The following is an 11,369-nucleotide window of genomic DNA, read 5'->3' on the forward strand; positions in this document are numbered from 1 at the left end:
GCCCGCCTCAGCGATAATGCACGCGCCGCTCGATGAAGCGGAACTGAACGATGGTCAGCGCGACGATGAGCAGCATCAGGATGATGCTCTGCGCGGCGGCGCCCGAATAATCCAGGCCTTTGAAGCCGTCGGAATAGATCTTGTAGACCATCAGGTTGGTGGCGTTGGCCGGGCCGCCGGCGGTCATGATGTCGACGATGCCGAAGGAGTCCTGAAAACTCTCGGTGATGTTGATGACCAAGAGGAAGAAGATCGTCGGCGTGATCAGCGGGAACTGGATGTCCCAGAACCGCCTTATCACGCCGGAGCCGTCCATGGCCGCCGCCTCGATCAGCGAGCGCGGAATGGCCTGGAGGCGGCGAGGAAGAAGATGAAATTGTAGCCGACATATTTCCAGGAGAAAGCGACGATGATCGAGGCCATCGCATCGGCGCCGTCGAGGCCGGGATCCCAGAAACCCGGCCAGACCTGGTTGACGACAGCCATGAAGCCGGCTTCCGGCGCGAGGATGAAGCGGAAGGCCATCGCCAGCGCGGGTGCGGCGATGCCGTAAGGCCAGATCAGCACCACGCGATAAAGCCATGAGCCGGCAAGCTGCCGGTCGGTCAAGACGGCGAGCACAAGCGCGATCACCATGGCCAGACCGGTGCTGATGCCGGCGAAGACCAGGCTGGCGGTGATCGAGTTCCAGTAATCGGCGTTGGACAGGATCGAGCGGAAATTGTCGAGCCCGACCCAGATGTTGCCGCCGCCCCAGGGCTGCTGAAGCGTCAAGGACCAGTAGACGGCCTGGCCGGCAGGCCAGTAGAAGAACGTGAAGATCAGAAGCAGCTGCGGCACGGCGAACAGGATGCCGATCGTCCATCTGCCGAAAGTGACGCGTTTTTCCATCGATCCGCCGATGCCGTTGAACCGCCAGCCCGCTCTCCCTGGGCAAGACTAGATATGAAATGGCCGCCCGTCGATTCTCGGCGGGCGCCCGTTCCGCTATCCGCGATCAGGGCAGGGTCTTACCCGGATAGGTCTGCTGGAAGCGCTCGAGGATCGCGTCGCCATTCTTGACCAGCGCATCGAGGCCTTGCTGAACGCTGACCTTGTTGGCGAAGATCGCCTGCATCTGGGTGCCGAACTCGGCGCGGATCTGGGTGAAGTTGCCCAGGCGAATACCGCGGGTGATCTCGGTCGGCTCGGATGCGGTCAGGCTGGCGATCGCCACTTCACGGCCCTTGTAGGGCGCCTTGTCGTAGAAGCCGTTGGACTTCATGAACTCGAAGCCCGACTTCGTCACCGGAATGTAGCCGGTGTTGGTCGACCAGAACAAAGCGGTCTTGGGGTCGTGGATGAAGTTGAGGAAAGCGGCCGCGCCCTTGTATTCGGCCTCCGACTTGCCGGAGAGCACCCACAGCGATGCGCCGCCGACCAGCGAGTTCTTGCGCTCGGTGCCGGCATAGACCGGCAATTCGGCGACATCCCAGTGCATGCCTTCCTTCTGGGTGCGGCCGACCGTGCCGTGATCACCAACCGAGGTCAGGATGACCTGGCAGGTGCCGGTGGCGAAAGCCTGCACCATATCCTGGCCGAGGTCCTTCGACTTGATCTTGACCAGACCGGCATCATACCATTTCTTCAAGTCGGTGACGTACTGGACAAACTTGGTCTTGTTGACCTCCAGACGGGCATCGAGGCCGTCATAGCCATTGTTCTTGGTGGCGATCGGCTGGTTGTGCAGCGCCGAGAACTGCTCCATCAACTGCCAGCTTTCGTTGGCCGAGATGTTGATCGCCATCGGGCAATCATAGCCGGCATCCTTCATCGCCTTGAGATCGGCGCCGACATCTTCCCAGGTCTTCGGCGCTTCGGTCTTGCCGATCTTGGCGAAAGCATCCTTGTTCCAGTACATCAACGGGGTCGAGGAGTTGAACGGGAAGGACAGCATCTCGCCCTTCGACGTCGCGTAGTAGCGGGCGATGCCGGGGAAATAGTCGCTGTAGTCGATCTTGTAGCCGTTCTCTTCCATCAGCTTGTCGGCGGGCTTGTAGGCGCCCGACAGCATCATGGTGGCGGTGCCGACGTCATAGACCTGGACGACGGTGGGCTGCTTGCCGGCGCGGAAGGCGGCTATGGTGTTCTGCAGCGTTGCGTCGTAGTTGCCCTGGCTGGTGCAGACGACCTCGTAGTCCTTCTGGGAAGCGTTGAAATTCTTGCACAGCGTGTCGACGACGCGGGCGAGATCGCCCGACAGGCCGAACCAGAAATCGAATTTGACCGGCTCCGCAAACGCAGGAACCGCGAGCGCGGTGCTGAGCACGCCGGCGGCAAGGGCAGCGAGGCCCCGCTTGATGATCGTCATGGTTTTTCCCTCTTGAGTGGCAGTATGACAGGGGTGTTGCGCAAGTCCTTGCCCGCTCTCATAGAGAAGGTATGTGACAGTTCTGTTGTGGCCCTGAAGCCCCTGTGGACAGCCAGTCTCTCCTCCCTGGCAGCGGTCGCGCCGGCATGAAAACGTCATATCGGCGCTCTAGGAAGCTAGGGCACCTTGAAGCGGCGAAAAGACCCTTCTGATTAACCGGCTAACTGGATGAGAAGAGACATGCTGGTCCCGCAACTCACGCACGTGCCCCTCGCCGAACGCAATGCGATGCGAGACGGGCCGCGCGACAGCGCCACGCATCTGCGTCACGCGGCCGCCATTCCCGCCCTCGGCGAGATCGAGATCGGCGGCAAGGCCTTGCGCGAGGGCGCCGGCCGGAGCTTGACCGTCATGGCCTGGAATGTCGAGCGGCTGCGTCATGTCGAGGCCATCGCCGAAACGATCGCCGGCCAGGCGCCGGACGTCGTGCTGCTGTCCGAGGTCGACAAGGGCATGGCGCGCTCCGGCAATGGCCATCTGTTGAGCCGGCTTGCAGATCGGCTCGGCCACGCTTTCGCCTATGGCGTCGAGTTCCTGGAGCTCGGCACCGGCAATGAAACGGAGCAGGCGGCGAATGGTGGCGCCGAGAACACGGAGGGCTTCCATGGCAATGCCGTAACCACTGCCGTTGCGCTGCTGCGGCCTTTTCTCGTTCGCCTCGATGCGGCCGGCGCCTGGTTCCTGCCCGAGCACGGCCAGCCGCGCATCGGCGGCCGCATGGCGCTCGGCGGCCAGGTGATGGTCGGCGACCGCCGGGTCACCGTCGTGTCGTTGCATCTCGAGAACCGCACCAACCCCGCCGGCCGGGCCGACCAGACGCGCCACTTGCTCGACGCCATCGACAAATATGACGCTGAAGCGCCGGTGCTGATCGGCGGCGACTTCAACACGCTGACCGCAACCTATGACGAGCGCCATGCCGATCCGGCCGCTTGGCAGGCGCGCATTGCCGCCGAACCGGACCGGCTGATGCAGCCCGACCGTCACGAGCCGCTCTTCGCGATCCTGGCCGAGCGCGGCTACGACTGGCGCGACGCCAACGCGTTCGACAAGCCGACGCAGCGGCGCGCGGCCGGCGACCCCACGCCTGCCGGCCATATCGATTGGTTCTTCACCCGCGGCCTCGCGGCAAGCGCGCCGGCGACGCTGCCGGCGGTATTGCCGGACGGCAGCCCGAGCGCCGACCACGAGGCGCTGCTGGTGACTGTGCGGGTGAAGTGACGGCCCCGCGATCCGGCGAGCTCGATCCGGAAATCGGTTCCGGCGCATAGCGTCCGCCGGAAATACAACCTGTCAGGCACGCAGCGGTTGCGGGCGGCGTAATCGATTCTTCAGTCGTCCGGTCCTAATCAATCACGTTGCCTTGATTGACGCGGGTAGATCAGGTGAAGCAGGATGCTGACCGTCTATAATTGCATCGTGAATGAGCACGATCTGAGACTGGTCGCATTGGCCGCGCTCATTTGCGGAATCTCCTGTTTTTCCGCCGTCAACCTGCTTCGCCATGTCGATCAATCGACTAGCCGAAACCGCCATGCGTGGCTGCTGATTGCTGCCGCGTCGACCGGCTTCGGCATCTGGGCGACGCATTTCATCGCCATGATCGCCTTCACGCCGGGGATACCCAACGCCTACAACGCCGAGCTTTCGGTGGCTTCGCTGGCGGTTTCGGTCGTTCTGACCGCGGCGGGGATGTGGGTCGCGACCATGCGCGGCGGCATCGACCACTACCTCGTTGGCGGCGTTGTGCTCGGCATTGGCATTGCCGCGATGCATTATACCGGCATGGCGGCTTTCGAGGTCGAAGGCCGGATCGTCTGGAACCAGCTGCTGGTCGCCGCTTCGCTGATCTCCGGCGTCACGCTTGCCGCGCTCTCGCTGGTTGTCGTGCTTCGCCGGCCATCGACGCTGGCGACGATCGCCGGCGCCGTCCTTTTGACGCTGGCGATCTGCACGCTGCATTTCATCGCCATGGGGGCGGTCTCGATCTATCCGGATTCCTCGATAGAGATCTCGAAACTCACGGTCGCGCCGATGTCGCAGGCCTTCGCTGCCGCGGCGGCAAGCCTGGTCATCCTGGTGCTGTCGGCCACGGCGCTGTGGATCGATCTGCGCTTCCGCCGTCACAGGATCGAGGCAGAGCGCATGCACGGCCTCGCAAATGCCGCTGTCGAGGGGCTGATCGTCTGCGACGGCAGCCGCATCGTCAGCGCCAACGACAGCATCGCGGCGCTGAGCGGTATCGCCACCGCCGCCCTGAACGCGATGACGCTGGGCGAGCTGTTCGGCGAGCGGGTTGCCTCCGCTATCACTGCCGGCAGCGAACAGGCACAGGAAGCCGATCTCCGCGGCCGGGACCATAGCCCGATTCCGGTGGAGCTGATCGCCAGGAGCATCGACTATTGCGGCAGGCCGCATCTGGTCGTTGCCGTCCGCGACATGCGCGAGCGCAGGAAGGCCGAGCAGGAGATCATGCGCCTCGCGCATTACGACCCGCTCACCGGGCTTGCCAACCGCCGCAGCTTCACCGACCGGCTGGAAGCCGCGATCGCCGCGTCCGCCGAAGGCGGCAAAGGTGCCGGCAGCGGCGGGCAGCTGGCGCTCATGCTTCTTGATCTCGACCGGTTCAAGGAAGTGAATGACCTCTACGGCCACGCAGCCGGCGACGCCGTCTTGCAGAAGGTGGCCCATTGCGCCTCCGGCGTGCTGCGCAACGGCCAGATGCTGGCTCGGCTGGGCGGCGACGAATTCGCCATCATCGCCCCCAACCTTCCTGATCCACGAGCGGCCGGCCGCATCGCCGAAGCCGTGCTTTCCGCGCTGCATCAGGAAACCCGGCTGTCACCCGGCGGCATGGTGTCGGCCAGCATCGGCATCGCGCTTTACCCGCTCGATGCCGACGAACAGGCGGCGCTGGTCAGTCATGCCGACACGGCACTCTATCGCGCCAAGGCCGAAGGCAAGGATACCTTCCGCTATTTCGAGGCCTCCATGGGCGCCGAGGCGCGCGACCGGCGCACCATGGAACAGGACCTGCGCCAGGCGGTGGCGCGCGGTGAGTTCCGCCTCGTCTACCAGCCGCAGAAGGAAATCAGCAGCGGCAGGATGGTCGGCTTCGAGGCCTTGATCCGCTGGCAGCATCCCGAACGCGGCGACGTTGCGCCTTCGGTGTTCATCCCGGTGGCCGAGGACTGCGGCGCGATCGCCCAGATCGGCGAATGGGTGTTGGCGACCGCCTGCGAGGAGGCCGCGGGCTGGAAAAACCCGCTGACGGTTGCCGTCAATGTCTCGGCGGTGCAGCTTCACAATCCAGATTTCAGCCGCAAGGTGCATGAGGTTCTGCTTCGCTCCGGCCTGGCGGCCGGCAGGCTCGAGCTCGAGATCACCGAGACGGCGCTGGTCAAGGACATGCCGCGGGCGCTGGCCACCTTGCGCCAGATCAAGGCGCTCGGCGTGCGTGTGGCGATGGACGACTTCGGCACCGGCTATTCGTCCTTGTCCAACCTGCGCGCGTTCCCTTTCGACAAGATCAAGATCGACGGATCCTTCATCAAATCGGTAGACCGCAACAGCCAGGTCGCGACCATCGTGCGCGCCGTTCTGGGTCTCGGGCGCGGCCTTGGCCTGCCGGTTCTGGCCGAAGGCGTCGAGACGCTGGACGAACTGCGCTTTCTCGACGCCGAGGATTGCGACATAGGCCAGGGATATTATCTCGGCAGGCCTGGCCCGATCGAGGCGTTCGGCGAGCTGACGGGCGTTTCCGTGACCGGTGACGGCACCAAAACCGGCGTCGTCAGGGGCAGCAGCAGCATCCTGATGCTCGAGCCAGCCGCGGCCGCGCGCTCGGTCTGATACGATCAGGGCGCTAGCGCCGCTTCCACCAGCCGCTTGGCGTCCGGGCTCGACCATTCGGCCGGGCCGTTCATATGCGCGATCAGGCAACCATCCGGGTCGATCAGCATCGAGACCGGAAGTCCGAGCGCCAGCCCGCGCGTCTTGGCCTCATTGAACAGGGCAATCGTCGGATCGCGATAAAAGCCGAGCGTCTCGACGCCGACATCCTTGAGGAACTTCCTCGGCTTCGTATCGTCGCCGGTGTCGACGTTGACGGCGACGACCTCGAAGGCATTGCTTCCCTTTTCCTTCTGCAGCGCGTCGAGCGCCGGCATCTCGGCGCGGCATGGCGCGCACCATGTCGCCCACAGATTGAGCAGCACCGTCTTGCCGGCATGGTCGGCGATCGTCATCGGCTTGCCGTCCGGGCCGTTGAAGGCCAGGCCTTTCAGCGATTGCGGCGGGTCGGCCGGCTGCAGCGCCGCAACCTGGCCGACGGCTTTCGCGGCGACCTGCTTGGCCCGCCCGGCCTTGGCCGCGCAGGCGGCATCATCCTTGCCGGTGACCGCCGCGACCTGATCCGGAGCATTGTTGCCAGAACCGCTCTCGCTGACATATACCGCGACCGCGCCGGCCAGCACGCCCGCCACCAGGGCGGCGAGGACGAGGCGGGTAGCCGGAAAAAAGAACCTATTGCCGTCTGCCATTTCAAAACTGCTCCGGAGCACGGGTTATAGCGATGAGCGACAAGAAGGCCAGCAACCAGATGTGGGGCGGACGTTTTGCCTCGGGTCCGGCCGCGATCATGGAAGCGATCAACGCATCGATCTCCTTCGACCGCAAACTCTATGCGCAGGACATAAGCGGATCGATCGCCCATAGCGAGATGTTGGCTGAGACGGGCATTATTTCGGCGGCCGATCAAGAAAAAATCGCTCACGGACTGAACACGATCTTGAAAGAGATCGAGGCCGGCACCTTCGAGTTCTCGACCAGGCTTGAAGACATCCATATGAATGTCGAGGCCCGCCTTGCCGACCTGATCGGCCCGGCCGCCGGCCGCCTGCACACCGCCCGCTCGCGCAACGACCAGGTGGCCGTCGACCTGAGACTCTGGGTCAAGGAAGAATGCCAGCGCGTCGCCCGGGCGCTGAAGGACCTTATCACCGCTTTCCTCGAACGCGCCGAGGAGCACGCCGCAACCGTGATGCCCGGCTTTACTCATATGCAGGCAGCGCAACCGGTGACCTTCGGCCACCATTGCATGGCCTATGTCGAGATGTTCGGCCGCGACCTCTCGCGCGTCCGCGACGCCATCGAGCGCATGGATGAAAGCCCGCTGGGCGCGGCAGCCCTTGCCGGCACCAGCTTCGGCATCGACCGCCACAGGACGGCGAAGGCGCTCGGTTTCCGCGAGCCGACGCGCAATTCCCTGGACAGCGTTTCGGACCGCGACTTCGCGCTCGAATTCTTGAGCCTGGCCGCGATCTGCGCCACGCATCTGTCCAGGCTTGCCGAGGAGATCATCATCTGGTCGACGCCGCAATTCGGCTTCGTCCGGCTGTCGGATTCATTCTCCACCGGCTCATCGATCATGCCGCAGAAGAAAAACCCGGACGCCGCCGAGCTGGTGCGCGGCAAGACCGGCCGCGTCAACGGCCATCTCGTCGGCCTTTTGACCGTGATGAAGGGCATGCCGCTGACCTATGGCAAGGACATGCAGGAAGACAAGGAGGCCGTCTTCGACGCCGCCGAGACGCTCGACCTGATGCTGGCGGCGACGACCGGCATGGTGCGCGACATGACCGTCAACGCCGCCGCCATGAAGAAGGCCGCCGGCGCCGGTCACGCCACCGCCACCGACCTTGCCGACTGGCTGGTGCGCAATCTCGGCCTGCCCTTCCGCGAAGCGCATCATGTCACCGGCCGCGCCGTGGCGCTTGCCGAGGAGAGGAAGGTCGGGCTGGAGAAGCTCTCGCTGGAAGATCTGCGTTCGATCCATTCCGGCATCACCGACGATATCTTCTCGGTGCTTGCCGTGCAGAATTCGGTGAAGAGCCGCACCAGCTTCGGCGGCACCGCGCCGTCGGAGGTGCGAAAGCAGATCCGCTACTGGAAAAAGCGGCTCGCCAAGGCTTAAATTTGCCGGGATGCAATGCGCCGAAAACTCGGCTAAAAGCGGCGGCACCAGAAACGATTTCGAACGGATGGATCGATGACCCGTAGCAGGATTTTGGTGACGCTCGCGCTGCTGGCGGCGGTTGTCACCGTCACGGCCTGCGGCAGGAAGACCGGGCTCGATACGCCCTATGAGGCGGCGGAGCAGGCGCGCAAGGATGCCGAGCGCGCCAAGCAGCCGCTGCCGCCCGAGCCGGAGAAACCGGTCAAGGACAGGAAGTTCATCCTCGACCCCTTGCTCTAAAGCCGACGGGGTCGCTCGATCTCATCGTGCTCCAACTTTCCGGAACCGATCCTCGTGAACCATTTCGATTACCGCGACGGTGTGCTCCATGCCGAGGACGTCGCCATTCCCGACATCGCAGCCGAAGTCGGCACGCCCTTCTACTGCTATTCGACGGCGACGTTGACCCGGCATTTGCGAGTCTTCAAGCAGGCTTTCTCCGGCCTCGACGCGCTGGTCTGCTACGCCATGAAGGCGAACTCCAACCAGGCCGTGCTGAAGACGCTGGCAAGACAAGGCGCGGGCGCCGACGTCGTCTCGGAAGGCGAATTGCGCCGCGCCTTGGCCGCCGGCATACCGGCCGGCAAGATCCTGTTTTCGGGCGTCGGCAAGACCGCGCGGGAGATGGACTTCGCCCTTTCCGCCGGCATTCTCTGCTTCAATGTCGAATCCGAGCCTGAGCTCGAGCTGCTGTCGGCGCGTGCCGTGGCGCTCGGCAAGGTGGCGCCCATCTCGCTGCGCATCAATCCGGATGTCGACGCCAGGACGCATAAGAAGATCTCGACCGGCAAGGCCGAGAACAAATTCGGCGTTCCATGGCAACGGGCACGGCAGGTCTACGCCCGCGCCGCGCAACTGCCGGGCATCAGGGTGACCGGCATCGATACCCATATCGGCAGCCAGATCACCGAGCTGCAGCCTTTCGACGACGCCTTCGCGCTTCTGGTGGAACTGGTTGGCGTGCTGCGCGCCGACGGCCACGCCATCGAGCATGTCGATCTCGGCGGCGGTCTCGGTATTCCTTACCGAGTCGACAACAGTCCGCCGCCGCTGCCCGACGCCTATGCCGAGATCGTCAGGAAGCACGTCGCCAAGCTTGGCCTGAAGGTGATGTTCGAGCCTGGACGCCTGATCGTCGGCAATGCCGGCATCCTGGTCTCGGAAGTGATCTACGTGAAGGAAGGCGACGCCAAGAACTTCCTCGTCGTCGACGCCGCCATGAACGACCTGATCCGGCCGACGCTCTACGACGCCTTCCACGACATCAGGCCGGTGGTGCAGCCGCCGGCTTCCACGCCGCGCATGAAGGTCGATGTTGTCGGTCCTGTCTGCGAGACCGGCGATTTCATTGGCCTCGACCGCGACTTGCCAAGGCTGAAGGCCGGCGACCTCATCGCCGTCGCCACCGCCGGCGCCTATGGCGCGGTGCAGGCCGGCACCTACAACACCAGGCTTCTGGTGCCGGAAGTGCTGGTCGACGGCGACCGTTTCCATGTCGTGCGGCCACGCCAGACCTACGAGGACCTGATCAGGCTGGATTCCATCCCGGATTGGCTGAAATAGTCCTCACGCCTGACGCTAGATCCTCTCTTGGATCAGCGCCCTGGCCTCGGCGATCCGGCCCTCGTCGCGGCGATAGAATATCCATTGCTTGGTGCGCTTGGTCGAGAGCAGGCCCGCCTGGGTCAGCACGCGCATATGCTCGCTGAGCGTCGCCTGGGTGATGCCGAGCTTTTCGGCGATCAGCAGCGCGCAGACGCCGTCCTCGACGAGATCGCCGTCCGACTGCGGCCGGAAATGCGCGCGTGGATCCTTGAGCCAATCGAGGATCTGCAGCCTGCGCTCATTGGCTATCGCCTTGAAGATGTCGACCTCTTGCATTTAGCCATTTTGCTAAGTTACTAATTGAAGTCAACCCCGAGGAGCGGGCCATGCTGAACACCAGAACGATCACGCGCGAACGCATCGCCGCCGTCGAACCGCGCATCCGCCCATATGTGCGCCACACGCCGGTAATGCGCGTCGACATGGCGGATTTCGGCCACCCGGCCTTTCCGGTCGATCTGAAGCTTGAATGCCTGCAGCATTCCGGCTCCTTCAAGGCGCGCGGCGCCTTCACCAACCTGCTCGAGCGCCAGGTGCCCGAGGCCGGCGTGGTCGCCGCGTCCGGCGGCAATCATGGTGCCGCCGTCGCCTATGCCGCCATGAAGCTCGGGCACAAGGCCACGATCTTCGTGCCCGAGGTCAGCCCGCCGGCGAAGCTCGCGCGCATTCGCGGCTACGGCGCGGAGCTGGTGGTCGGCGGCGCCCGCTATGCCGAGGCGCTCGCCGCCAGCGAGGATTTTGCCGCCAGGACCGGCGCCTTGCAGGTTCACGCCTTCAACCAGGAAGAGACGCTCATCGGCCAAGGCACGCTCGGCCTTGAAATCGAGGCGGATTTGCCCGGGATCGACACGCTTCTGGTCGCCGTCGGCGGCGGCGGCCTGATCGGCGGCATCGCCGCCTGGTTCGCTGGCCGCATCCGCATCATCGCCATCGAGCCGGAGGGCGCGCCGACGCTTTACCGCGCCTTGGAGGCCGGCCGACCGGTCGACGCGCCGGCCGAAGGCATTGCCGCCGATTCGCTGGCGCCCAAGCGCGTCGGCGAAATGATGTTCCCGATCGCCGAGGCTTTTGTCGAGCGCTCGATACTGGTCAGCGACGACGACATCGTTGCGGCGCAGAAGGCGCTGTGGGATCGCGTGCGAATCATCGCCGAGCCGGGCGGCGCGGCGGCCTTCGCAGCCATGCTTTCCGGGCGTTATACGCCGGCGGATGGCGAGCGCGTGGCGGTCCTGGTCTGCGGTTCCAACACGAATCCCGCCAATTTCTGATCATAATCCGGCCAAACCGCTTCACGTTTTTGGAACTCGCCTCGCCTTTGCCGTGTTTGCTGGTATCCTT

The 11,369-nt window shown here is 64.4% G+C and carries 9 protein-coding genes and 1 pseudogene; 6 read left to right on the forward strand and 4 right to left on the reverse strand.

What is annotated here, in order from left to right; translation table 11 throughout:
* Positions 1-7: 7 nt before the first annotated feature.
* Both F3H96_RS19570 and F3H96_RS19575 read right to left on the reverse strand, forming a co-directional pair.
* Positions 8-891 (reverse strand): annotated as a pseudogene (locus F3H96_RS19570) (ABC transporter permease subunit).
* Between the two features lie 106 nt (positions 892-997).
* Positions 998-2,350 (reverse strand): extracellular solute-binding protein, encoded by a 1,353-nt coding sequence (locus F3H96_RS19575; protein ID WP_149803366.1) that lies wholly within the window; start codon positions 2,348-2,350, stop codon positions 998-1,000.
* Between the two features lie 240 nt (positions 2,351-2,590).
* On the opposite strand from F3H96_RS19575, the gene F3H96_RS19580 reads away from it, so the two are divergent.
* A complete protein-coding gene (locus F3H96_RS19580; RefSeq protein WP_149803367.1) occupies positions 2,591-3,631 on the forward strand; it encodes an endonuclease/exonuclease/phosphatase family protein in 1,041 nt (346 codons plus the stop codon).
* Between the two features lie 174 nt (positions 3,632-3,805).
* Positions 3,806-6,262 carry an EAL domain-containing protein gene (locus F3H96_RS19590; RefSeq protein ID WP_149803368.1) on the forward strand — a complete coding sequence of 819 codons (2,457 nt, stop codon included), beginning with the start codon at positions 3,806-3,808 and terminating at the stop codon, positions 6,260-6,262.
* Positions 6,263-6,267: 5 nt separating this feature from the next.
* Here the strand turns inward: F3H96_RS19590 and F3H96_RS19595 are convergent, their stop codons facing one another.
* The gene (locus tag F3H96_RS19595) at positions 6,268-6,951 is read right to left on the reverse strand and encodes a TlpA disulfide reductase family protein (RefSeq protein WP_149803369.1); all 684 of its coding nucleotides are present in this window, start codon (positions 6,949-6,951) and stop codon (positions 6,268-6,270) included.
* 32 nt (positions 6,952-6,983) lie between these two features.
* On the opposite strand from F3H96_RS19595, the gene argH reads away from it, so the two are divergent.
* The 3 genes from argH to lysA all read left to right on the forward strand — a co-directional run bounded on the left by argH (position 6,984) and on the right by lysA (position 9,989).
* The gene (argH, locus tag F3H96_RS19600) at positions 6,984-8,384 is read left to right on the forward strand and encodes an argininosuccinate lyase (protein ID WP_149803370.1); all 1,401 of its coding nucleotides are present in this window, start codon (positions 6,984-6,986) and stop codon (positions 8,382-8,384) included.
* Positions 8,385-8,459: 75 nt separating this feature from the next.
* Entirely contained in the window at positions 8,460-8,666 is a 207-nt protein-coding gene (locus F3H96_RS19605) for a lipoprotein (protein ID WP_149803371.1), read from the forward strand.
* Between the two features lie 54 nt (positions 8,667-8,720).
* A complete protein-coding gene (gene lysA / locus F3H96_RS19610; protein ID WP_149803372.1) occupies positions 8,721-9,989 on the forward strand; it encodes a diaminopimelate decarboxylase in 1,269 nt (422 codons plus the stop codon).
* Positions 9,990-10,004: 15 nt separating this feature from the next.
* Here lysA and F3H96_RS19615 read toward each other — a convergent pair whose 3' ends face one another.
* On the reverse strand, positions 10,005-10,307 hold the full coding sequence (locus F3H96_RS19615; RefSeq protein WP_149803373.1) for a metalloregulator ArsR/SmtB family transcription factor: 303 nt from the start codon (positions 10,305-10,307) through the stop codon (positions 10,005-10,007).
* Positions 10,308-10,357: 50 nt separating this feature from the next.
* Here F3H96_RS19615 and F3H96_RS19620 point away from each other — a divergent pair, with 50 nt between their 5' ends.
* On the forward strand, positions 10,358-11,299 hold the full coding sequence (locus F3H96_RS19620; protein WP_149803374.1) for a threonine/serine dehydratase: 942 nt from the start codon (positions 10,358-10,360) through the stop codon (positions 11,297-11,299).
* The last annotated feature ends 70 nt before the right edge of the window (positions 11,300-11,369 follow it).

This window comes from Mesorhizobium sp. NFR06 (assembly GCF_900115245.1).
In the GTDB taxonomy this organism is placed as follows: domain Bacteria; phylum Pseudomonadota; class Alphaproteobacteria; order Rhizobiales; family Rhizobiaceae; genus Mesorhizobium.